Origin of the sequence: Pseudomonas palleroniana (assembly GCF_022836895.1) — a bacterium.
In the GTDB taxonomy this organism is placed as follows: Bacteria; Pseudomonadota; Gammaproteobacteria; order Pseudomonadales; family Pseudomonadaceae; genus Aquipseudomonas; species Aquipseudomonas palleroniana.
In genome coordinates this window covers 1,304,783-1,328,116 of record NZ_CP092411.1, presented here as the reverse complement: position 1 = coordinate 1,328,116, position 23,334 = coordinate 1,304,783, and the positions used below count along the sequence as shown (strand labels likewise).

Sequence of the window (23,334 nt, the reverse complement as noted above, 5' to 3'; positions counted from 1 at the left end):
ACACCTGAATTCAGAGAGCCCCGACATGTCCCGTTCCGAAACGCTGTTTGCCAATGCCCAGAAACACATCCCCGGCGGTGTGAACTCCCCCGTGCGTGCGTTCAAGAGCGTGGGCGGCACGCCACTGTTCTTCAAGCATGCCGAAGGCGCCTACGTCACCGACGAAGATGACAAACGCTATGTGGATTACGTGGGTTCCTGGGGCCCGATGATCCTCGGCCACAGCCACCCGGACGTACTCGACGCCGTGCGCAAGCAACTGGAACATGGCCTGTCCTATGGCGCGCCGACCGCCATGGAAACCGAGATGGCCGACCTGGTGTGTGCCATCGTGCCATCCATGGAGATGGTGCGCATGGTCAGCTCGGGCACCGAAGCCACCATGAGCGCGATCCGCCTGGCCCGTGGCTTTACCGGCCGCGACAGCATCATCAAGTTCGAAGGCTGCTACCACGGCCACTCCGACAGCCTGCTGGTGAAAGCCGGTTCCGGCCTGCTGACCCAAGGTGTGCCAAGCTCGGCCGGCGTACCGGCGGCGTTCGCCAAACACACCCTGACCCTGCCGTTCAACGACATCGCCGCCGTCGAGCAGATGCTCAATGAAGTCGGCCAAGACGTGGCGTGCATCATCGTCGAACCAGTGGCCGGCAACATGAACTGCGTACCACCGGCGCCAGGCTTCCTCGAAGGCTTGCGCGAACAGTGCGACAAACATGGTGTGGTGCTGATCTTTGATGAAGTGATGACCGGTTTCCGAGTCGCGCTCGGCGGCGCCCAGGCCTACTACGGCGTTACGCCGGACTTGAGCACCTTCGGCAAGATCATTGGTGGCGGCATGCCAGTAGGCTGCTTCGGCGGCAAACGCGAAATCATGCAACACATCGCACCGTTGGGCCCGGTGTACCAGGCCGGCACCTTGTCGGGTAACCCGTTGGCGATGGCGGCCGGCCTGACCACCCTGCGCCTGATCAGCCGCCCAGGCTTCCACGCCGAGCTGACCGACTACACCACGCGCCTGCTGGACGGCCTGCAACTGCGCGCCGATGCCGCGGGCATCCCGTTTGTCACCACCCAGGCGGGCGGCATGTTCGGCCTGTACTTCAGCGGTGCCGACGACATCGTCACCTTCGATGACGTCATGGGCAGCGATGCCGACCTGTTCAAACGCTTCTTCCACCTGATGCTGGAAGGCGGTGTGTATCTGGCACCAAGCGCCTTTGAAGCCGGCTTCACTTCGATCGCCCATGGCGAAGCCGAGCTGAAACTGACCCTGGATGCTGCCGAGCGTGCCTTCGCCGCGTTGAAATAACAGTGACAACACGTCAGGCGTTGCCTTGGGCGACGCCTGATTTACTACTTTGCCTACAGACTTTTCCTAGTTTTTTCGAGAATCTCCCTGCAATCCGGCAGATAACTTGCCCTCGCAGCAGAAAATCGAGTAAAGACTTTGTAAGCAGGGGCCTGCTTATTTCATAATGCGCGCTCATTGGACTCCCCGAGGGTCCGCGCGCCCCGTCAGAGGTAAGTCGATTCCCATGAAACGCACCGGCCGCACCCTGGTACTGGGCTGCCTGTTGCTCCTTCAGCCGCTGCTGGCATATGCACAAGCAGGCGGCAACTCGTTGTTAATCCCAGCGATGGGTCGTTGCACCCTCAATACACAGCCAGACAGCCAGGCCGAAGCCTTGAGCGCGTGCCAGAAACAGGCCGACGGCGGTGATGCGCAGGCGCAATACGAGTTGGGTGAGTATTACCACGACAGTAAAAACCCGGCCCGCGACCTCAACAAAGCCTTGAGTTACTTCGAGAAAGCCTCGTTGCAGGGCCACGCCCAGGCGCAGTTCCAGCTGGGCACCATGTTCTTCAAGGGCGAAGGCGTACCGGCCAATAACGTCCAGGCGTATATCGTGCTGAAAATGGCCGCGGTCAACGGCGCCGAAGACGCGCTGGACACCGCCGACGAAGTCGCCGAACACATGCAGCGTGATGAGTTGGAAGTAGCCACCCAAGTACTGGGCCAGATCTTCCGCAATTACCTGCAGGAATTGCAGAGTGCCGATGGGCGCTCGCCCTTCTCCCCCCTCCCCTGATCAGAACCTGTAGTGAGCGGGCTTGCCCCGCGCTGGGTGGCAAAGCCGCCCCAACAAGTACGCCACGGTGCTTCAGAAAAACCGAGGTGGCCGGTTTTGGGGCGGCTTCGCCACCCAGCGCGGGGCAAGCCCGCTCACTACGCTTTATTTTTCGGGCATCGGCATCGGAAACGGCATGACATTGCCCACGCCCCGGGCCTCGCTGATCTTCGGCGTGCCCAGGCGCTCCACCTCGTCGATGCGCACAATCGAATGCATCGGCACAAAGCTGCGCACCACGCCTTCAAACTGCGCCTTGAGCTTTTCCTCGCCCGGGTCGACGACCAACTGGGTGCGCTCGCCAAAGACGAACTCTTCCACTTCCAGGAAGCCCCACAGATCACTTTGATAGATCTGCTTGGCGTACATTTCAAACACCTGGCCCTGGTTGAGGAAAATCACCTTGTAGATTGGAGCTTCACGTTTGGTCATGGCGGGCAAACAACACATCGGGGGATATAAAAGGGGGCGCGAACTATAGCATGCCACCCGATGCACAACGCTAGGAACCCATGGGCATGCCCCCTATAATGCGCGGTTCTTTACCACCAGTTGACGATCCCCCATGGCCAAGAAGCTTTACATCGAAACCCACGGTTGCCAGATGAACGAGTACGACAGCTCGCGCATGGTCGATCTGCTGGGCGAACACCAGGCCCTGGAAGTCACCGCCCGCGCCGAAGATGCCGACGTGATCCTGCTCAACACCTGCTCGATCCGCGAACGAGCCCAGGACCGTGTGTACTCCCAGTTGGGCCGTTGGCGCGAATTGAAGCTGGCGAACCCGGAGATGGTAATCGCCGTCGGCGGCTGCGTGGCCAGCCAGGAAGGTGCTGCGATCCGCGACCGCGCGCCCTATGTCGATGTGGTCTTCGGCCCACAGACCCTGCACCGCCTGCCGGAAATGATCGACGCCGCCCGCGTGACCAAGTTGCCGCAGGTCGATGTCTCGTTCCCGGAAATCGAAAAATTCGACCACTTGCCCGAGCCGCGCATCGACGGGCCGAGCGCCTACGTGTCGGTGATGGAAGGCTGCAGCAAGTACTGCACCTTCTGCGTAGTGCCTTACACACGCGGTGAAGAAGTCAGCCGGCCGTTTGACGATGTGCTGTCGGAAATCATCCACCTGGCCGAAAACGGCGTGCGCGAAGTGACCCTGCTGGGCCAGAACGTCAATGGCTACCGCGGCCAGACCCATGATGGACGAATGGCCGACCTGGCGGAACTGATCCGCGTGGTGGCCGCGGTCGACGGCATCGAACGCATTCGCTACACCACCTCCCATCCGCTGGAGTTCTCCGACAGCCTGATCCAGGCCCACGCCGAAGTACCGGAACTGGTCAAGCACCTGCACTTGCCGGTGCAGTCGGGCTCGGACCGCATTCTGGCGGCCATGAAGCGCAACCATACCGCCCTGGAATACAAATCCAAACTGCGCAAACTGCGGGCGGCGGTGCCGGGCATCTGCATCAGCTCGGACTTCATCGTCGGCTTCCCGGGCGAGACCGAAAAAGACTTCGAGCAGACCATGAAGCTGATCGAAGATGTTGGTTTCGACTTTTCCTACTCGTTCGTCTACAGCCCGCGCCCGGGCACCCCGGCCGCCGATCTGGCGGACGACACCCCCGAAGCGCTGAAAAAAGAACGCCTGAACGCACTGCAGCATCGCCTGAACCAGCAAGGTTTCGAGATCAGCCGACAAATGGTCGGCTCGATCCAACGCATCCTGGTCACCGACTATTCGAAAAAAGACCCGGGCGAACTGCAAGGCCGCACCGAGAACAACCGAATCGTCAACTTCCGCTGCGACAATCCGACCCTGATCGGCCAATTCGCCGACGTGCACATCGACGCGGCACAACCGCACTCGTTGCGTGGGTCTTTATTGCCGTGACCTTGTGAACGACACAGATCAAATGTGGGAGGGGGCTTGCTCCCGATGAGGGAGTGTCAGCCCCAGATGCTTTATCTGGACCACTGCTATCGGGAGCAAGCCCCCTCCCACACTGGGATTACGCCGAATTCGGGTTATATAAGTGCTTTCGCACACCGGCGGCTGGCGTTATCCTCTCTTTCACCTCAACAGCCAAAGGGCGGCTAAAAGCGACCTTGAACGCACCCATAGAACCTCATCGTTTTCTCCTCGAGCCCTTTGAGGCTCGCCGTTTCGCCAACCTGTGCGGACAGTTCGACGAGCACCTGCGCCTGATCGAACAACGTCTGAGCATCGAGATCCGCAACCGCGGCAATCAGTTCGAGCTGATTGGCGAACCCCAGCACACCACGTCGGCAGAAAACCTGCTGCGTCGCCTCTACCGCGAAACCAAAGGTAGTGAGCTGTCGCCGGAGACCGTGCACCTGTACCTGCAGGAATCCGCCGTGCAAGACCTGGCCAACAACCCGGTGGCCGAAGCCAGCGTGGCCCTGCGCACCAAGAAAGGCATGATTCGCCCACGCGGCTTGAATCAGCAGCGCTACGTCAAGGAAATCCTCGGCAACGACATCAACTTCGGCATCGGCCCCGCCGGTACCGGCAAGACCTACCTGGCCGTAGCCTGCGCGGTGGATGCCCTGGAGCGCGAGCAAGTACGCCGCATCCTGCTGGTGCGCCCAGCGGTCGAAGCCGGCGAGAAACTCGGCTTCCTGCCCGGCGACTTGGCGCAGAAGATCGACCCGTACCTGCGCCCGCTCTACGACGCACTTTACGAGATGCTCGGCTTTGAATACGTGGCCAAACTGATCGAGCGCCAGGTGATCGAGATCGCCCCGCTCGCCTATATGCGCGGTCGCACCTTGAACAACAGCTTCATCATCCTCGACGAGAGCCAGAACACCACCGTCGAGCAGATGAAAATGTTCCTGACCCGTATCGGTTTCGGCTCCACCGCCGTGATTACCGGTGACATCACCCAGGTCGACCTGCCCAAGGGCACCAAATCGGGTCTGGGCCAGGTGATCGAGGTACTCAAGGATGTGCCGGGCATCAGCTTCACGCATTTCATGCCCAAGGACGTCGTGCGCCACCCGCTGGTGCAGCGCATCGTCGAAGCCTACGAGCGCTTCGAACACCAGGGCGACGCCCCGAAGGACGCACGCCACGATGCTTGAGCTAGACCTGCAACTGGCGACCGACGCGCCCGCGCCCAGTGAAGAACAGTTTCGCCGCTGGTGCGCCCTGGCCCTGCGCCAGCGCACCGCCGACTCTGAGCTGACCATCCGCCTGGTGGACGAGCCTGAGGGCCGTGAGCTGAATCACACCTGGCGGCAAAAGGATTACGCCACCAACGTGCTGTCCTTCCCCGCCGACGTACCGGATGAGTTACTGGATATTCCCCTGCTGGGCGATCTGGTCATCTGCGTGCCGGTGGTGGAGCGCGAGGCGCGTGAACAAGGCAAGGAACTTGAAGCCCACTGGGCCCATCTAGTCATCCACGGCTGCTTGCATCTCTTGGGTTACGACCATATAGACGATGACGAAGCCGAGGAAATGGAAACACTGGAACAAACGTTGCTTGCAGAACTGGGTCACCCTGACCCTTATGCAGATGACGAAAACTGATCAACACTTAACCTATACAACAAAGGATTCAGAGTAATCGCTATGAGCGAAGACCGATCGAGCAACGGGCAGAAGTCATGGCTGGGCAAATTGACCCAGGCTTTTGCCCACGAGCCGAAAAACCGCCAGGAGCTGCTGGAGCTGCTGCGCGAAGCCCATCAGAACAAGTTGCTGGACAGCGAAGCGCTGGCCATCGTCGAGGGCGCCATCCAGGTCGCTGACCTGCAAGTACGGGACATCATGGTCCCGCGCTCGCAGATGATCAGCATCAAGGCGACCCAGACCCCACGGGAATTCCTCCCGGCCGTGATCGACTCGGCGCACTCGCGCTACCCGGTGATCGGTGAAAGCCATGACGACGTCATGGGTGTCCTGCTGGCCAAGGACCTGTTGCCGCTGATCCTCAAGGAGAACGGTGACAACTTCAACATCAAGGACCTGCTGCGTCCGGCCACCTTCGTGCCTGAATCCAAGCGCCTGAATGTGTTGCTGCGCGAGTTCCGCGCCAACCACAATCACATGGCCATTGTGATCGACGAATACGGTGGCGTGGCTGGCCTGGTAACGATCGAAGACGTACTGGAGCAGATCGTCGGCGACATCGAAGACGAACACGACGTCGAAGAAGACAGCTACATCAAGCCCCTGCCCAGCGGTGACTTCCTGATCAAGGCGCTGACGCCGATCGAGAACTTCAACGAGTTCTTCGACAGCGAATTCTCCGACGATGAGTTCGACACAGTAGGCGGCCTGGTAATGAATGCGTTCGGGCACCTGCCAAAGCGTAACGAAACCACCGAAATCGGTGCGTATCGCTTTCGCATCCTGAATGCGGACAGCCGTCGCATCCACTTGATCCGCCTGACACCTATTGCCCGCTAAGGACTGATATGCGCCGCTTTATAGCCCCCGGCTGGCCCGGTAACTTGCTGGCCGTGGTGGCTGGCGCCATCACCACCCTGGCCCTGGCACCGTTCGACCTGTGGCCGTTTGCCCTGGTGGCCGTCGGATTGTTCTATGTCGGGCTCCGGGAACTGACGCCACGCCAGGCCCTGGGCCGTGGCTGGTGTTTCGGTTTCGGCCTGTTTGGCGCCGGCACCAGCTGGATCTACTACAGCATCCACCACTTTGGCGGCGCTTCGGCGCTGCTGGCCGGCTTCCTGATGCTGCTGTTCACCGCCGCCATCGCCTGGTTCTTCGCCCTGCCCGCGTGGCTATGGGCACGCTGGCTGCGCCGTAATGAGGCGCCGCTGGCGGACGCGCTGGCCTTTGCTGCGTTGTGGGTCGGCCAGGAAGCGTTCCGCGGTTGGTTCCTCACTGGCTTCCCGTGGCTGTACTCCGGCTACAGCCAGCTCGACGGCCCGCTCAGCGGACTCGCGCCGCTGGGCGGCATGTGGCTGATTTCCTTTGCCCTGGCACTCACGGCGGCCCTGCTGTGCAACCTGCCCCGCCTGTTGGCGGGCAAGCGCAACGCTTTTATCGGTGCGGGCCTGGTGCTGCTGGTTGGGCCATGGGCCGTCGGCTTTGCACTTAAACACCATGCCTGGACCAGCCCTGCCGGCGCGCCACTGAGCGTGGCCGCGATCCAGGGCAACGTCGAACAAAGCATGAAGTGGGACCCTGAGCAACTCAATGCGCAGCTGGCGCTGTACCGCGACATGAGCTTCAGCGCCAAGCGCACCGACCTGCTGATATGGCCGGAAACCGCTGTACCGGTGCTCAAGGAGTCCGTCGAGGGTTACCTGGGCATGATGGGCAAGTTCGCCGCCGAGCGGAACTCCGCGCTGATCACCGGCGTACCGATTCGCCAGGAAGTCCATCACGAGAAGCGCTACTTCAACGGCATCACGGTTGTGGGCGAAGGCGACGGCACCTACCTCAAGCAAAAGCTGGTGCCTTTCGGTGAGTACGTGCCGCTGCAAGACCTGTTGCGCGGGCTGATCGCCTTCTTCGACCTGCCCATGTCGGACTTCGCCCGAGGCCCTTCTGACCAGGCCATGCTCCAGGCCAAGGGCTATCACGTTGCGCCGTTCATTTGCTACGAAGTGGTGTACCCGGAGTTTGCCGCAGGCCTGGCGGCCCAGAGCGACCTGCTGCTGACCATCAGCAACGACACGTGGTTCGGCCGCTCCATCGGCCCATTGCAACACCTGCAAATGGCGCAGATGCGGGCTTTGGAAGCCGGTCGCTGGATGATCCGCGCCACCAACAACGGCGTGACCGGCCTGATCAACCCATTCGGGCAGATCACTGCGCAGATCCCACAGTTCGAACGCGGGATTCTCTACGGAGAGGTCGTGCCGATGCACAACCTGACGCCGTACCTGCAATGGCGTTCGTGGCCGCTGATCATCGTGTGCGTGCTGCTGTTTGGCTGGGCGCTGCTGGCCGGCCGGATGTCCAAGGCGCTCTAACCGAATGTGGGAGGGGACTTGCTCCCTCCCACATTTTGATCTGCGGTGTTATCGGTAGAACAACCGATACCCAACCTGCCCCACGGCCTCGTTGAGCAACTGCCCGCTCTGCCACACCGACTTGAACTCGGGCATCCAGCCTCCTAGCGGTCGCGCATTGTCTATGCCAAGGAACCCCACCGGCCCCGGCACCACCGTGAAACCGGCCTTCTCGAAGCTCCACACCGAACGCGGCATATGCCAGGCCTGGGTCACCACGACGACGCGCTTGATTCCCTGGGGCAACAGGATTTCGGCACTCATCTGTGCGTTTTCCCAGGTGGTACGGCTACGCTCTTCCTTCCAGCGTACGGTGACGCCAAAGTCATCCTGCATCGACACAGCCATCAGCTCGGCCTCACTGGGCGGCGTGCCGTAATGCAAGCCGCCGCTGGTCAACACCGGCAAGCCGGATGCCTTGGCCAGACGTGCGGCATAACGCTCGCGCTCCAACCCGATCCCGGTCGGCTGGTCAGTTCCCCATGCGGAGTCACCGCGCTCGCGTCCCGACCCCAGTACCACAATCGCATCGGCCCGTTGCGCCAGGCTCGCCCACTCTTCACGGGCCAGGGGTGGTTCGGTCTCCAGCGCATGCGCTCCCCATTGCACCATCACCGGCAGGCTCATCAGCCACATGCCCCCCAAACCCAGGGCAAAGCAAAACCCTGCCAGGCGCGGGCGGCTGCGACGAACCCACCAGGCGAACGCCAGCAACAGCAAGAAGATGCCGGGCGGCAGCAATAGTTGTTTGATGAAATAACGAAAAGGCATCGGGCATCTCCTAAGATGCCCGAAGCCTAGATGCAACGGGGTTCAGCGACAATCCTTACCAGCACATTCCGAGAAAAACCAACGACAGACACGCGGTTTATTTCACTTGCACCTCACCGCCTTGAGTTTGTCGCCTGCCCGCCCGGCGGACAGGTCCTTCAGCCAGATCACCTTGGCTGAACGCGTCGGCTCTTGAAACTGGGACGGCGGGGAAGCCTGCCCAGAAGAGGCGCGATGTTGATTCAATTCCAGGTAGCGCTTGATCAGCTCAAGTTCAGCCTGGCTCAAGCCTCGCAACTCCAGTTCCAGAGGCCGCTCATCACGCAATCGGCCTGCGGTTTTTGCAGCATCCAATGCCCGACCCAAACGGTCGATCAGCCCTTCATACAATTGCGGTTTCGTTAAGGTTCGCTGCGATTCACCCATCCCCTCACCTCATTGAAGAAATACTTGCTCCCCAATAAACAGCGTAGTCTGCGTGACTGTGCCTGCCCGGCGCCGCGACAGACGGCCTCGACCGCGCAATCAGGGTTTCCCTCGATAGAGTGGGGTCATGTATGCTACGGCGCTTCCTGTAACTCCACTTCCCGCAGGGTTTGGGCACAGACGCGCCGCTTTTTGGCGTCGATCACCTGAATGTTGTACCGAAGAGGATTAGGCCACCCCTATTCAGTTCAAAAGTAGCCATGCACGAACAATATCAGCCCCGTGAAATAGAAAATGCCGCCCAAACCTTCTGGGACGAGCAAAAGTCCTTTGAAGTCAGTGAACAGCCAGGCAAGGAGACTTACTACTGCCTATCGATGTTCCCTTACCCCAGCGGCAAGCTACACATGGGGCACGTGCGCAACTACACCATCGGCGACGTCATTTCCCGCTACCAGCGCATGCTCGGCAAGAACGTCCTGCAACCCATGGGTTGGGACGCCTTCGGCATGCCGGCGGAAAACGCCGCGATGAAAAACAACGTGGCGCCCGCCAAGTGGACCTACGAAAACATCGCCTACATGAAGACCCAGCTGCGCAGCCTGGGCCTGGCGGTGGACTGGTCCCGCGAAGTGACCACCTGCAAGCCGGACTACTACCGCTGGGAACAATGGCTGTTCACGCGCCTGTTCGAAAAAGGCGTGATCTACCGCAAGAACGGCACCGTGAACTGGGACCCGATCGACCAGACCGTACTGGCCAACGAGCAGGTCATCGACGGTCGCGGCTGGCGTTCCGGCGCGCTGATCGAAAAGCGCGAAATCCCGATGTACTACTTCAAGATCACCGCCTACGCGGATGAACTGCTGTCGAGCCTCGACGACCTGCCGGGCTGGCCGGAACAGGTCAAGACCATGCAGCGCAACTGGATCGGCAAATCCAAGGGCATGGAAGTGCAGTTCCCGTACAACGTCGATTCGATCGGCGAAGCGGGCGCACTGAAAGTCTTCACCACCCGTCCGGACACCCTGATGGGCGCAACCTACGTTGCCGTCGCCGCCGAACACCCGCTGGCCACCCAGGCCGCGCAGAACAACCCTGAGCTGCAGGCATTCATCGCCGAATGCAAAGGCGGCAGCGTGGCCGAAGCCGACGTCGCCACCCAGGAAAAGAAAGGCCTGCCAACCGGCCTGTTCGTCGAACACCCGCTGACCGGCGAGAAGCTGCCGGTGTGGGTCGCCAACTACGTATTGATGCACTACGGTGACGGCGCGGTAATGGCTGTGCCGGCGCACGATGAACGCGATTTCGAGTTCGCCACCAAGTACAGCCTGCCGATCAAATCCGTGGTGCGCACCAGTTCCGGCGACACCAACCCGGCCCCGTGGCAAGACGCCTACGGCGAGCACGGTACGCTGATCAACTCCGGTGAGTTCGATGGCCTGGATTTCCAGGGCGCTTTCGACGCCATCGAAGTCGCCCTGATCAAGAAAAACCTCGGCGCCTCGCGCACCCAGTTCCGCCTGCGCGACTGGGGTATCAGCCGCCAGCGCTACTGGGGCTGCCCGATCCCGATCATCCACTGCGAAAGCTGCGGTGACGTGCCGGTGCCGCAAGACCAATTGCCGGTGGTACTGCCAGAAGACGTGGTGCCGGATGGCGCCGGTTCGCCGCTGGCGCGCATGCCCGAGTTCTACGAGTGCAACTGCCCGAAATGCGGACAGCCGGCCAAGCGTGAAACCGACACCATGGACACCTTCGTCGAGTCCTCGTGGTACTACGCCCGCTACGCCTCGCCGCACTATGAGGGCGGCCTGGTGGAAAAAGCCGCGGCCGACCACTGGCTGCCGGTGGATCAGTACATCGGCGGTATCGAACACGCCATTCTTCACCTGCTGTACGCGCGTTTCTTCCACAAGCTGATGCGCGATGAAGGCCTGGTAAGCTCCGATGAACCGTTCAAGAACCTGCTGACCCAGGGCATGGTGATCGCCGAGACTTACTATCGCCGCGAAGCCAATGGCGCCTACACCTGGTTCAACCCGGCGGACGTGGAGCTTGAGCGCGACAGCAAAGCCAAGGTGATCAGCGCCAAGCTGAAAGCCGACGGCCTGCCGGTGGAAATCGGCGGCACCGAGAAGATGGCCAAGTCGAAGAACAATGGCGTCGACCCACAGTCGATGATCGACCAGTTCGGCGCCGACACCTGCCGCCTGTTCATGATGTTCGCCTCGCCGCCCGACATGAGCGCCGAATGGTCCGACTCGGGCGTCGAAGGTTCACACCGCTTCCTCAAGCGCGTCTGGCGCCTGGCGCACGCCCATGTCAGCCAGGGCCTGCCGGGCAAGCTGGACGTTGCAGCCTTGAACGATGAGCAGAAAGCCGTTCGCCGCAGCACTCACCTGGCTATCCGCCAAGCCAGCCAGGACGTGGGCCAGAACCACAAATTCAACACCGCCATCGCCCAGGTGATGACGCTGATGAACGTGCTGGAAAAAGCACCGCAAGCCACCGAACAGGACCGTGCGTTGATCCAGGAAGGCCTGGAAACCGTCACCCTGTTGCTGGCACCGATCACGCCGCACATCAGCCACGAACTGTGGAGCCGCCTGGGCCACAGCGACGCGGTCATCGATGCGCGCTGGCCAGTGCAGGACGACAGCGCCCTGGTACAGGACACGCTGCAACTGGTGATCCAGGTCAACGGTAAATTGCGCGGCCAGATCGACATGCCGGCCAGCGCCTCTCGCGAGGAAGTTGAAGCGGCGGCGCGTTGCAACGAAAACGTGCTGCGCTTTACCGAAGGCCTGACGATCCGCAAAGTGATCGTGGTGCCGGGCAAACTGGTCAATATCGTCGCTAGCTAATCGGATCGGGCGCAGGGCTTGGGCCCTGCGCCGAACAAAGCCTTCAGGGCCTCGATAGGGCCCACATGGTTTCAAGGGGAGCAACAAAATGATCAAACGCAACCTGCTGGTAATGGGCCTTGCCGTGCTGCTGAGCGCTTGCGGCTTCCAGCTGCGCGGTACCGGCACCAACGAGCTGTCACTCAAGGAACTCGACGTCAGCGCCCGCAACGCCTACGGTGAGACCGTCAAGCAACTGCGCCAGACCCTGGAAAACAGCGGCGTGCACGTCTACGAAGGTGCGACTTACAAGCTGAACCTGATCGACGAGCAGGAAACCCAGCGTAACCTCAGCTACGCCAGCGCCGGCCGTGCGTCTGACATCGAACTGAATACCAAAGTCGTGTATGAACTGCGTGGCCGTGATCAACTGCCATTGATGGGCGACAAGGTGGAAGTGCAGAAGGTCGTCAGCCACGACGGCAACAACCTGGTGGGCTCGGACTCGGAAATTATCCAGGTGCGCAAGGAAATGCGTCGTGAGCTGATCCAGCGTCTGATGGTCCGCCTGCAACAGCTGACCCCGGAAAAACTGGCAGCCCTGCAACAGACGGCTGACAACAAGGCCAAGGCTGACGCCGATGCCCTGAAAGCCGCGCAGGAGTATGAAGACAACACGCCGAAACAATCGCCTGTTGAAGTCCCTGCCGAGTAAGCCATACGGGGCGCCCCAAGCGCCCCGTTCGCCCTGCCTATGAAACTCGCTCCCGCTCAACTCGCCAAACACCTGCAAAGTGGCCTCGCGCCTGTCTACATCGTCAGTGGGGATGACCCGCTGCTGTGCCAGGAAGCCGCCGACGCTATCCGCGTGGCTGCGCGCCAGCAGGGCTTCGATGAACGCCAGGTGTTCAGCGCCGATGCCAGTTTCGACTGGGGGACGTTGCTGCAAGCCGGCGCGAGCATGTCGCTGTTCGCCGAAAAACGCCTGCTGGAACTGCGCCTGCCTTCGGGCAAACCCGGTGACAAGGGCGCAGCCGCCTTGATGGAATACTGCTCACGCCCCGCCGAAGACACGGTCTTGCTGATCAGCTTGCCCAAGCTCGATGGCAGTGCGCAGAAGACCAAGTGGGGCAAGGCGCTGGTTGAGGGTGCGCAGACTCAGTTCATCCAGATCTGGCCGGTGGACAGCAACCAGTTACCCCAGTGGATTCGTCAACGGCTGTCCCAATCGGGGCTGTCGGCGACGCAAGACGCGGTCGAGCTGATCGCGGCGCGGGTCGAAGGCAACCTGCTTGCCGCCGCCCAGGAAATCGAAAAGCTCAAGCTGATGGCCGAGGACGGGCAGATCACCGTCGAAACCGTGCAAGGCGCAGTGGCTGACAGCGCGCGCTTCGACGTATTCGGGCTGGTGGATGCGATCCTCAACGGTGAGCCCGCCCACGCCCTGCGCATGCTCGAAGGGTTGCGCGGTGAAGGCGTCGAACCGCCGGTGATTCTCTGGGCCCTGGCCCGGGAGCTACGGGTGCTGGCCAATATTGCCCTGCAATACAGCCAGGGCACGCCCCTGGACAGAGCCTTCAGCCAGGCCAAGCCACCCGTCTGGGACAAACGCAAACCCCTGATGAGCAAAGCGCTGCAACGGCACTCGGCGCAACGCTGGGCGCAGTTATTGCTGGAGGCACAACGCATTGACGCGCAGATCAAGGGCCAGGCGGCAGGTTCGCCGTGGATGAGCCTGAGTCGCTTGTCGCTGTTGATGGCGGGTCAGCGGCTCAGCCTTCCCGCCGAATAACCTTCCTTCGCAGATTTTGACTGCGCTTACATTCCAAGAAACTTGTCAGGCTTTACAGCCGCACAACTTCGGCAGATTATTTGCACCGCTGCTTCCCCCAACGAGAGTACCCACCATGAGCAAAAAGCCATCCAAGCATGGCCCCAACAAGGCCAAATCCATCATCGCCCAGCCACTGTTCCGCAGCCGTCAGGAACGCGCCGGCAAGGGCAAAGGCAGTTACCGCCGCGAAGCCTTCCAGTCTAATAGCTGGGAGGCTTCTTACTTTCTGGCTGCCTGAAGGCAAGCGCCCCTCCGGCATGATAAGGTCTGCACCTGATCTGTAATTCCTGGACCTGTGCATGCCCTCTAGTCTTTCCCGTCGTTGGCACCTTCGCCAATTGATCGCTGCCTCCAGCCTCATTCTGCTTGTCGCCTGCGCGGAAAAACCCACCGCCGCAGATGCCCAGCCCCTGCCTAAACTCCAGACCGCGCCGGCCGTAGCGCCCGCAGTGGTGGCCCCGTTGGCGGTGGACAATCTCGATATCCAGCCGACCCAAACCTTTGCCGAGTGGATGGCCGGGTTTCGCGCCGAAGCCCTGAAGGCCGGCATCACGCCGGCGGTGTTCGATAACGCCTTTGCCGGGGTCACGCCCGATATGGCGGTTATCCGCGCCGACCGCAGCCAACCGGAATTTTCCCGCCCGGTATGGGAATACCTCGACGGCGCACTGTCGCCGCTGCGTGTGCGTAATGGCCAGGCCTTGCTGATCAAATACGCCGACATCCTGCAACGCATCGAGGAGCGTTACGGCGTTGATCGCCAAGCACTGGTCTCCGTCTGGGGCATGGAAAGCAACTTCGGCCAGTTCCAGGGCAACAATTCGGTGATTCGCTCCCTGGCGACCCTGGCCTATGAAGGCCGTCGCCCGGCGTTTGCCCAGGCCCAACTGCTGGCGGCGCTGCAAATCATCCAGCATGGCGATATCGCTGCCGACCAGATGAAAGGCTCCTGGGCCGGCGCCATGGGCCAGACCCAGTTCATCCCGACCACCTATAACACCCACGCGGTCGACTTCGACGGCGACGGTCGCCGCGACATCTGGAACAGCCCGGCCGACGCCCTCGCCTCCACCGCCCATTACCTGCAGAGCTCCGGCTGGCAGCGCGGCCAGCCGTGGGGCTTTGAAGTACGGCAATTGCCAGCCAACTTCGACTACAGCCTGGCCGACGGCGGCATCCGCAAGACCGTCACCGAATGGATGCGGCTGGGAATCCAGCTGCCGGCCGGCAGCAGTATGCCGCCGAATGTCGAGCAACTCTCCGCCGCCCTGCTGCTGCCGGCCGGTTATCGAGGCCCGGCATTCCTGGTGCTGGATAACTTCCGGGCGATCCTCAAGTACAACAACTCTTCATCCTATGCGCTGGCGGTGGGCTTGTTGTCGCAGCGGTTCAGCGGAGCAGGTGTGATCCTTGGCAGTTGGCCGAAGGACGAACTGCCGCTGAGCCGCTCCCAGCGTATAGATTTGCAGACAGTGCTCAGCGCCAAGGGTTATGACGCGGGCAACGCAGACGGGATCATCGGCGCGAATACGCGCAAGGCCATTCGCGCGGCGCAGCAGTCATTGGGCTGGCCGGCGGATGGGTATCCGACAGTGAAGCTGCTGGAGTCGTTGCAGAGCCGGTAGATCAGCTTATGGCGACTGACGCCATCGGGAGCAAGCCCCCTCCCACACTGGCTGTATTCACATATCTGAATTTGTGAACACCGTCATTGTGGGAGGGGGCTTGCTCCCGATGGCGGTTTCAGGGTTTAAACACCACATCCTGTTCCAACACCACCCGCTGCTCCCCCGCATCCAACCGCACCAACGCGCCCATCGGCAGTGTCAGGTTCGGATCGCAATGCCCACTGCGCCAGCCGGACAGCACCGGAATGCACAGCGGCTCGAAGGTCTGCTTCAGCAGACGCTCCAACGCGGCTGGATCCACCCCGGCGACATCCCCCACCAGCACACCGGCGACCTGGGCCAACTTGCCTGCCAGGCGCAAATGGGTCAGCAACCGGTCAATCCGGTAAAGGGGTTCGTTGACGTCTTCGATCAGCAGGATGATGCCCTCAGCCTCGATCTCGTACGGCGTGCCCATCACTGCCGCGATCATCGACAGGTTGCCGCCCAGCAAGCGCCCGCAGGCAATGCCCGGCGAGACGGTGCTCAACGGGTAGGCCACCGGGTGCGCCAGCACGCTGCCGGTGCCCAGTTGGCCGCGCAGCATGGCGAACAATGAAGACTCGGTAGGTGGCAGCTTGTCGCCCAACAGGTCGGCATTGAGCATGGGGCCATGGAAGGTCACGAAACCCGCATAACGGCTGATGGCCAGGTGCAGCGCGGTAATGTCGCTATAGCCCACGAAAGGCTTGGGGTGGGTGCGTAGCAGGTCGAAATCGATGCTATCGAGCAGCCGGGGCGTGCCGTAGCCGCCGCGCAGGCAGAAGATCGCGTCGATGTCAGGGTCGGCAAACGCCTTGTGAAGATCGTTGAGGCGGGTTTTATCGCTGCCGGCAAGGTAGCCGTCGCGCTCATAGACCCCAGGGAAGATTCGCAGTTGGTAGCCGCGGGCACGCATCCATTGGCCGGCTTTTTCGACATCCAGCGCGGCGGGGCCGGCGGGTGCGATCAGGGCAATAGTGCCTTCGGAACGCAGGGCTGGAACGGCTACGGTCATACACAACTCTCCCTAACTGACACGCAACGAAATGTGGGAGGGGGCTTGCTCCCGATAGCGGTACATCTGCAGCACATAAGCTGCCTGATACTCCGTTATCGGGAGCAAGCCCCCTCCCACATTGGGTCTGAATCCCTATCAGGAAACCAGGCTTGCCTTGACCAGCTTGGCCTGCTCATCGGCATGGTACGAGGAGCGTACCAACGGGCCGGAAGCCACGTTCTTGAAGCCCATCTTGTAACCTTCTTCGGCGAACCAGGCGAAGGTGTCCGGATGCACGAAACGCTGCACCGGCAGGTGGCTGCGCGACGGTTGCAAGTACTGGCCCAGGGTCAGCATGTCGATGTCGTGCTCGCGCATGCGCTTCATGACTTCGATCACTTCTTCGTCCGTCTCGCCCAGGCCGAGCATCAGGCCGGACTTGGTCGGAATGTGCGGCATCATCTGCTTGAATTTCTGCAGCAGGGTCAGCGACCACTGGTAGTCCGAACCAGGACGTGCAGCCTTGTACAAGCGTGGCACGGTTTCCAGGTTGTGGTTGAACACATCCGGCGGCTCGGCAGCGGTGATTTCAAGCGCTACGTCCATACGGCCGCGGTAGTCCGGCACCAGGGTTTCCAGCATCACGTTCGGCGACAGCTTGCGGATTTCACGAATGCAGTCGGCAAAGTGCTGGGCACCGCCGTCGCGCAGGTCGTCACGGTCTACCGAAGTGATCACTACGTACTTGAGACGCAGGTCGGCGATGGCGATGGCCAGGCTTTCCGGCTCGTTGACGTCCAATGGCTTCGGACGGCCGTGGCCAACGTCGCAGAACGGGCAACGACGGGTGCAGATATCACCCATGATCATGAAGGTGGCGGTGCCGCCGGAGAAGCATTCGCCCAGGTTCGGGCAGGAGGCCTCTTCGCACACGCTATGCAGCTTGTGCTTGCGCAGCAGGGACTTGATACGGTCGACTTCCGGCGAAACCGGGATGCGCACGCGGATCCAGTCAGGTTTCTTCGGCAGTTCGGTGGTCGGGATGATCTTCACCGGGATGCGTGCAACCTTCTCGGCGCCGCGCAGCTTGACGCCGGCTTCCACCTTGGCACGCGGGGCCGGGGCCGGACGTTCGGTAACGTCCACCGTCGGGATCATGGTTTGCACTGCATCAGTAGTCATAATCAGTCGATTCCGCCCGTCAGGGTCGTCTGCTCAGCATAGTCGAGGTGTTTGACGAGCTGCGCACGCAGCCGGGCACTTACCTCGGCAAATTTAATCGGTGTGGCATGCTCGCTCAATTGGGTCATGGCCAGCCCGGCGTAACCGCACGGGTTGATCCGGCGAAACGGCGCCAGGTCCATGTCCACGTTCAGGGCCAGGCCATGAAATGAACACCCATGACGAATACGCAGCCCCAGCGAAGCGATTTTCGCGCCTTGCACGTAGACACCCGGCGCATCGGGCTTGGCCGCGGCCGTCACGCCGTAACTGGCCAACAGCTCGATCAGGCAAGCCTCCATGCGGCTGACCAGATCGCGTACGCCGAAACCCAGCTTGCGTACGTCCAGCAGCAGATAAGCCACCAGTTGACCAGGCCCATGGTAAGTCACCTGGCCACCTCGGTCGACCTGCACCACCGGAATATCACCCGGCAGCAGCAGATGCTCGGCCTTGCCGGCCTGGCCCTGGGTGAACACCGGCGGGTGTTCCACCAGCCAGACTTCGTCGGGAGCCGAAGTACCGCGTTCGTTGGTGAAGCGCTGCATGGCATGCCAGACGGGCTCGTAGTCCATCCGGCCGAGCTCGCGAAAGCCCAGGACCTGCGACATCACAGCACCATGTGTACGAAGCCGGTGGCCCGCAGTTCGCTGTTGATGTTGTAGAGCTGGTCCTGATCCGTCGCAACGATGTGCAATTGGATCGTGGTGTACTTACCGTTGGTGCTCGAACGCTCGTCCACCCGGTTGTCGTTGATCGTGGCGTGTTTACGCACGATCTCGAGAATCTTGTCCTTGTTGCCTACACCGGTATCGCTGATCACTTTGACTGGATAATCAGTCACTGGGAATTCGATCTTTGGCGCCTTTACTTCTTTATCGGTCATGGCGTAACGGCCTCGTAAGCGTAAGCCGTGGCGACGGGCAAAGCCCCGTGTCGGGTCGACACGGGGCTTTGCAGGTGCACACTATCAGTTGAACAAGCTGTAGAAGAATAGACGGATGCTATCCCACACGCGGCGGAAGATACCACCTTCATCAACGGCGTCCAGAGCGATCAGGTCGGCGCTGTGCACCACTTTGTCGTCCAGCTTCACTTCGACCTTACCGATCACGTCGCCCTTGGCGATTGGCGCAACCAGATGCGGGTTCATGGTCATGCTGGCAGCGAGCTTTTTCAGCTGGCCTTTCGGCATGGTCAGGGTCAGGTCTTCAGCCAGGCCGGCCTTGACTTGGGAAGTGGCGCCTTTCCATACCGGCGCGGTCGCAAGCTCGGCACCCTTCTTGTAGAAGGTCTGGGTTTCGAAGAAACGGAAGCCGTAAGTCAGCAGTTTTTGCGTCTCGGCCGCACGAGCCTGCTCGCTGTTGGTACCGAAGACTACGGCGATCAGACGCTGGCCATCACGTACAGCGGACGACACCATGCAGTAGCCGGCTTCGTCGGTGTGGCCGGTTTTCAGACCGTCGACGGTCTTGTCACGCCACAGCAACAGGTTGCGGTTAGGCTGCTTGATGTTGTTCCAGAAGAATTCTTTCTGGGAGTAGATCGCGTAGTGAACCGGGTCGACACGGATGATGGCGCGAGCCAGTACCGCCATGTCATGCGCCGAGGAGTAATGCTCAGGGTTCGGCAGGCCGGTCGGGTTCATGAAGTGGCTATTGGTCATGCCCAGGTCGCCGGCGGTCTTGTTCATCAGGTCGGCGAATGCATCTTCGCTGCCGGCGATGTGCTCGGACAGGGCGACGCTGGCGTCGTTACCGGACTGGATAATGATGCCGTGCAGCAGGTCACTGACAGTCACCTGCGAACCCACCTTGATGAACATCCGCGAACCGCCGGTACGCCAGGCGTTTTCGCTGACGGTCACCGGGTCGTTCTCGCCGATCTGGCCGCGACGGATTTCCAGGGTCGCGATGTAAGCCGTCATCAGCTTGGTCAGGCTGGCCGGTGGCAGGCGTTCGTCACCGTTGCTCTCGACCAGCACGTTGCCGCTGGCGGCATCCATGAGGACCCAGGCCTTGGCGGCCAGTTGCGGGGAAGCCGGCACCATCTCAGCCGCCCAGGCGGCCGGGGTGATGATCAGCGAAAGAAGCAGGCACGTGCGTTTGGCTAAGGTGGTGATGTTCATCCGTCTCTCGAAATTGCTTATAAAAACTTGCCCTCGCGGGCAAAACTATTCAGACAGCCCGCTTCCAGACTGTCGCGTGTTCGGTTGCCCGCTCACCCCTTGCCCCTGGGTTTTTATTGTTCAACGAGCCAACAACCAAGGCTCGAACCCGCGTGCGGGCCCAAGCCATCAATCCCTTACTTTTACTCTGCGGTGACCACGCTGGGTTGCCCCAGGTTGGCCAGACGCACGCTGTTCTGTACTTGCGCAACCTCGCTCGGCGAGCCGATCGGGCCCATGCGCACACGGTGCAGGGTCTGCTGGTTACGCACGATGGAGCTGATGAATACCGGCGCCCTGACCATACCGCTGAGTTTCGACCTTAGCAGTTCCGCCGCGTCCGGGTTGGCGAAAGCGCCCACTTGCAGGTATTGCCCGCCGGCCATCGAGGCGCCGGGTGCGGCACGCGGTACAACCACGGTATCCGGTGCGTGCTGCGCCGGCGGCGGCGTCCACTGTTCGATCTTGCCGGCCGAAGCGGTGACCTGTGGCTGTGGCGTCTGCGGTTCGTTGAGCATCAACGGCGCCGGCTTGCCACGCTGGGCCCAGTACTGTGCCGGGTCGATACCTTCGACCTTCACCCGCGCCGTACCGGTCTCGGCATAACCGAGCTTCTTGGCGGCCGCGTAGGACAGGTCGATGATCCGGTCGGAATAGAACGGCCCACGGTCATTGACCCGCAGGATCACCGTGCGGTTGTTGTCCAGGTTGGTCACCCGCACATAGCTGGGCAGCGGCAAGGTCTTGTGGGCCGCGCTCATGCCGTACAGGTCATACACTTCGCCATTGGCGGTGTTCTGGCCGTGGAACTTGGTGCCGTACCAGGACGCCGTACCCGTTTGCGAGTAGCTCTTGGAGTCCTGCAACGGGAAGTAGTTTTTACCCAGCACGGTATAGGGGTTGGCCTTGTACGGGCCGGTGTGCAGGGTTGGGGTGGCGTCCGGGATCTTCGAAACATCGACATCCCACCACGGTGCGCCATCTTTATGCGCGCGGTTGATGTCCAGGCCCGGCTGGGCGCGGACGATAGCCCCGCCCTTCGACGCGGGTGCGCGACTGGTCGTGGAGGAGCAACTGACAACCAGCAAGGACAACGCGGCAAACGCCACCAGCTTGAGCGGTTTATTGAACGGCGATACCCGCATTACTTGTTGCCCCGTGCTTGGACCAGCATGTCTGACAGCTGATGCACGGCCATGGCGTACATCACGCTGCGGTTATAACGCGTGATTGCGTAGAAATTCTTCAGGCCCATCCAGTATTCCGGGCCATTTTCACCTTCCAGGCGGAACGCCGTCACCGGCATATCATCGCGTGGCGCATTCTGACTCGACCAGCCCAGCGCCCGCAACTCCCCGACCGTCTTGGCAGGCTCGATGCCCTGGGTCAGGCCTTCATCGGCGCGATCGCCGGTCACATCGGCACGAATCACCACGGGTTCGCCGGCCACCCAGCCGTGGCGCTTGAAGTAGCTGGCCACGCTGCCAATCGCGTCGTCGGGGTTGCTCCAGATATTGATATGGCCATCACCGTCGAAATCCACCGCATAAGCCCGAAAGCTGCTCGGCATGAATTGCGGCAGGCCCATCGCGCCTGCGTAGGAACCCTTGAGGGTCAACGGGTCAACCTGCTCTTCGCGAGCCAGCAAGAGGAATTCGCGCAGCTCCTTACGGAAGAATTCGGCGCGTGGCGGGTAATCGAAGCCCAGGGTCGACAAGGCGTCGATCACCCGGTAACTGCCCGTATTGCGCCCGTAGAAGGTTTCAATGCCGATGATCGCAACGATGACCTGGGCCGGCACACCGTATTCCTGCTCGGCGCGGGCCAGTGCAGCCTCGTGCTGACGCCAGAAGTCCACACCACGCGCCACGCGGGCATCGGTGAGGAACATGGGACGATATTCCTTCCACTGCTTCACGCGTTCGGCGGGGCGCGAGATCGCGTCGAGGATCGCCTGCTTGCGCTGGGCTTCGCGAAACACGCCCATCAGCTGTTCGCCCGCGAACCCGTAGTCGCGGGTCATTTCACCGACAAATTCGGCAACCTGGGGTGAACCATCGTAGTCACCGGCCAGCGCCTCCTGCGTCGCGCCCAGCAGCCCGATCAGGCCCATCCAGGACGCGTGCCGAGTCGCCCAGCCGCGCATTACTTGCATTGACATCTTCACCTTATTCAAACCTGTGCGATCCACTTGCGATGCGTATGAATCGACATCAAAACCCCAAACGCTGACAGCAATGTCACCAGCGAAGTTCCGCCGTAGCTAATGAACGGCAACGGCACCCCAACCACCGGCAGCAGGCCACTGACCATACCGATGTTGACGAAAACGTAAACAAAAAAAGTCATGGTCAGGCTGCCGGCCAGCAATTTACCGAACAGCGTCTGCGCCTGGGCGGTAATCACCAACCCGCGACCGATCAGCAGCAGATAGATCAGCAACAGCGCGCAGATGCCCACCAGGCCGAACTCTTCACCCATCACCGCAATAATGAAGTCGGTGTGGCTTTCCGGCAAAAAGTCCAGGTGCGACTGGGTGCCCAGCAACCAACCCTTGCCAAATACGCCACCTGAGCCAATGGCCGCCTTGGACTGGATGATGTTCCAGCCGGTGCCCAACGGGTCGCTTTCCGGATCGAGGAAGGTCAAGATCCGTTGCTTCTGGTAATCGTGCATAAAGAAGAACCACATGGCCACGGCCACGGGGATGGCGGCAGCCAATACGCTGAGAATCCAGCGCCAGCGCAGCCCGCCCATGAACAGCACGAACGCACCACCCGCGAGAATCAACAGCGAGGTGCCAAGGTCGGGTTGGCGCACGATCAGGATAAACGGTACGCCGATCAGGATCAGGCTGATGCCCACATGCTTGAGCTGCGGCGGCAAGGTGCGCTTGGACAGGTACCAGGCGATGGTCGCCGGCATCAGGATCTTCATGAATTCCGACGGCTGGAAGCGAATCACCCCTGGAATGTTGATCCAGCGGGTCGCGCCCATGGCGTTGTGCCCCATCACATCCACCACCACCAGCAGCAACACACCGGCCACGTAACCCAGTGGCACCCAGCGCGCCATGAACCGTGGCTCCAGCTGGGCGATCACCACCATCGACAACAGACCCAGGCCGAACGAGGACGCTTGTTTGATCAGCAAATCCCAGTTCTTGCCGCTGGCCGAATACAGCACGAACAGGCTTCCGGCCGCCAGGGTCAGCAGCAGGATCAACAACGGGCCATCAATGTGCATGCGCTGCAGCAGCGTCGCACGGCGACGCATCACATC

The 23,334-nt window shown here is 61.3% G+C and carries 23 protein-coding genes; 12 read left to right on the top strand and 11 right to left on the bottom strand.

The annotated features are described in order from the left end of the window. Positions 1-25 precede the first annotated feature (25 nt). Positions 26-1,309 (top strand): glutamate-1-semialdehyde 2,1-aminomutase, encoded by a 1,284-nt coding sequence (gene hemL / locus MJP36_RS06015; protein ID WP_161548422.1) that lies wholly within the window; start codon positions 26-28, stop codon positions 1,307-1,309. A gap of 226 nt (positions 1,310-1,535) precedes the next feature. Next, on the top strand, positions 1,536-2,090 hold the full coding sequence (locus tag MJP36_RS06010; protein WP_244385033.1) for a tetratricopeptide repeat protein: 555 nt from the start codon (positions 1,536-1,538) through the stop codon (positions 2,088-2,090). 144 nt (positions 2,091-2,234) lie between these two features. On the opposite strand, the gene MJP36_RS06005 is transcribed toward MJP36_RS06010, so the two are convergent. Next, positions 2,235-2,561 carry a DUF1820 family protein gene (locus MJP36_RS06005; RefSeq protein ID WP_040071161.1) on the bottom strand — a complete coding sequence of 109 codons (327 nt, stop codon included), beginning with the start codon at positions 2,559-2,561 and terminating at the stop codon, positions 2,235-2,237. Between the two features lie 133 nt (positions 2,562-2,694). Between MJP36_RS06005 and miaB the strand changes: the two genes are divergently transcribed. From miaB to lnt, 5 genes are all read left to right on the top strand, one after another. Then, positions 2,695-4,023, top strand: coding sequence for a tRNA (N6-isopentenyl adenosine(37)-C2)-methylthiotransferase MiaB (gene miaB, locus MJP36_RS06000; protein ID WP_104996058.1), 1,329 nt, complete (start codon positions 2,695-2,697; stop codon positions 4,021-4,023). Positions 4,024-4,238: 215 nt separating this feature from the next. Further along, positions 4,239-5,237 carry a PhoH family protein gene (locus MJP36_RS05995; protein WP_060754711.1) on the top strand — a complete coding sequence of 333 codons (999 nt, stop codon included), beginning with the start codon at positions 4,239-4,241 and terminating at the stop codon, positions 5,235-5,237. Further along, on the top strand, positions 5,230-5,688 hold the full coding sequence (ybeY, locus tag MJP36_RS05990) for an rRNA maturation RNase YbeY (RefSeq protein WP_060754712.1): 459 nt from the start codon (positions 5,230-5,232) through the stop codon (positions 5,686-5,688). Before MJP36_RS05995 ends, ybeY begins: the two co-directional genes overlap by 8 nt. 42 nt (positions 5,689-5,730) lie before the next feature. Beyond that, on the top strand, positions 5,731-6,570 hold the full coding sequence (locus tag MJP36_RS05985; protein ID WP_017735641.1) for an HlyC/CorC family transporter: 840 nt from the start codon (positions 5,731-5,733) through the stop codon (positions 6,568-6,570). 8 nt (positions 6,571-6,578) lie between these two features. Further along, a complete protein-coding gene (lnt, locus tag MJP36_RS05980) occupies positions 6,579-8,102 on the top strand; it encodes an apolipoprotein N-acyltransferase (protein ID WP_244385032.1) in 1,524 nt (507 codons plus the stop codon). Between the two features lie 48 nt (positions 8,103-8,150). Here the strand turns inward: lnt and MJP36_RS05975 are convergent, their stop codons facing one another. Together MJP36_RS05975 and MJP36_RS05970 are read right to left on the bottom strand one after the other, a co-directional pair. Then, the gene (locus MJP36_RS05975) at positions 8,151-8,912 is read right to left on the bottom strand and encodes a YdcF family protein (protein ID WP_244385031.1); all 762 of its coding nucleotides are present in this window, start codon (positions 8,910-8,912) and stop codon (positions 8,151-8,153) included. Positions 8,913-9,014: 102 nt separating this feature from the next. After that, complete coding sequence (locus tag MJP36_RS05970) at positions 9,015-9,338, bottom strand: hypothetical protein (RefSeq protein ID WP_244385030.1); 324 nt, start codon at positions 9,336-9,338, stop codon at positions 9,015-9,017. A 260-nt stretch (positions 9,339-9,598) separates the two neighbouring features. On the opposite strand from MJP36_RS05970, the gene leuS reads away from it, so the two are divergent. The 5 genes from leuS (at position 9,599) to MJP36_RS05945 (ending at position 15,643) form a co-directional block, all read left to right on the top strand. Beyond that, a complete protein-coding gene (gene leuS, locus MJP36_RS05965) occupies positions 9,599-12,205 on the top strand; it encodes a leucine--tRNA ligase (RefSeq protein ID WP_244385029.1) in 2,607 nt (868 codons plus the stop codon). A gap of 88 nt (positions 12,206-12,293) precedes the next feature. Then, positions 12,294-12,899: an LPS-assembly lipoprotein LptE gene (locus MJP36_RS05960; RefSeq protein ID WP_060754718.1), complete on the top strand. Its 606-nt coding sequence runs from the start codon at positions 12,294-12,296 to the stop codon at positions 12,897-12,899. A 39-nt stretch (positions 12,900-12,938) separates the two neighbouring features. Next, positions 12,939-13,976, top strand: a complete 1,038-nt coding sequence (gene holA, locus MJP36_RS05955) for a DNA polymerase III subunit delta (protein ID WP_090365653.1) — start codon at positions 12,939-12,941, stop codon at positions 13,974-13,976. A gap of 115 nt (positions 13,977-14,091) precedes the next feature. Next, entirely contained in the window at positions 14,092-14,256 is a 165-nt protein-coding gene (gene arfA, locus MJP36_RS05950; protein ID WP_003176285.1) for an alternative ribosome rescue factor ArfA, read from the top strand. A 61-nt stretch (positions 14,257-14,317) separates the two neighbouring features. After that, complete coding sequence (locus MJP36_RS05945; RefSeq protein WP_244385028.1) at positions 14,318-15,643, top strand: lytic murein transglycosylase; 1,326 nt, start codon at positions 14,318-14,320, stop codon at positions 15,641-15,643. 118 nt (positions 15,644-15,761) lie between these two features. On the opposite strand, the gene MJP36_RS05940 is transcribed toward MJP36_RS05945, so the two are convergent. The 8 genes from MJP36_RS05940 to rodA all read right to left on the bottom strand — a co-directional run bounded on the left by MJP36_RS05940 (position 15,762) and on the right by rodA (position 23,328). Next, positions 15,762-16,682 carry a S66 peptidase family protein gene (locus MJP36_RS05940; RefSeq protein WP_198762228.1) on the bottom strand — a complete coding sequence of 307 codons (921 nt, stop codon included), beginning with the start codon at positions 16,680-16,682 and terminating at the stop codon, positions 15,762-15,764. 138 nt (positions 16,683-16,820) lie between these two features. Beyond that, positions 16,821-17,822 carry a lipoyl synthase gene (gene lipA, locus MJP36_RS05935; RefSeq protein ID WP_161548486.1) on the bottom strand — a complete coding sequence of 334 codons (1,002 nt, stop codon included), beginning with the start codon at positions 17,820-17,822 and terminating at the stop codon, positions 16,821-16,823. A gap of 26 nt (positions 17,823-17,848) precedes the next feature. After that, positions 17,849-18,496 carry a lipoyl(octanoyl) transferase LipB gene (gene lipB, locus MJP36_RS05930; RefSeq protein ID WP_104996062.1) on the bottom strand — a complete coding sequence of 216 codons (648 nt, stop codon included), beginning with the start codon at positions 18,494-18,496 and terminating at the stop codon, positions 17,849-17,851. Continuing rightward, positions 18,496-18,771: a DUF493 domain-containing protein gene (locus MJP36_RS05925; RefSeq protein ID WP_090365645.1), complete on the bottom strand. Its 276-nt coding sequence runs from the start codon at positions 18,769-18,771 to the stop codon at positions 18,496-18,498. The genes lipB and MJP36_RS05925 overlap by 1 nt, the downstream gene beginning before the upstream one ends. 84 nt (positions 18,772-18,855) lie before the next feature. After that, complete coding sequence (locus MJP36_RS05920) at positions 18,856-20,013, bottom strand: D-alanyl-D-alanine carboxypeptidase family protein (protein ID WP_060754725.1); 1,158 nt, start codon at positions 20,011-20,013, stop codon at positions 18,856-18,858. A 182-nt stretch (positions 20,014-20,195) separates the two neighbouring features. After that, positions 20,196-21,197 (bottom strand): septal ring lytic transglycosylase RlpA family protein, encoded by a 1,002-nt coding sequence (locus MJP36_RS05915; RefSeq protein ID WP_244385027.1) that lies wholly within the window; start codon positions 21,195-21,197, stop codon positions 20,196-20,198. Then, positions 21,197-22,207: a lytic murein transglycosylase B gene (mltB, locus tag MJP36_RS05910; protein ID WP_198762230.1), complete on the bottom strand. Its 1,011-nt coding sequence runs from the start codon at positions 22,205-22,207 to the stop codon at positions 21,197-21,199. The genes MJP36_RS05915 and mltB overlap by 1 nt, the downstream gene beginning before the upstream one ends. 17 nt (positions 22,208-22,224) lie before the next feature. Beyond that, on the bottom strand, positions 22,225-23,328 hold the full coding sequence (rodA, locus tag MJP36_RS05905) for a rod shape-determining protein RodA (RefSeq protein ID WP_057703348.1): 1,104 nt from the start codon (positions 23,326-23,328) through the stop codon (positions 22,225-22,227). Between the last annotated feature and the right edge of the window lie 6 nt (positions 23,329-23,334).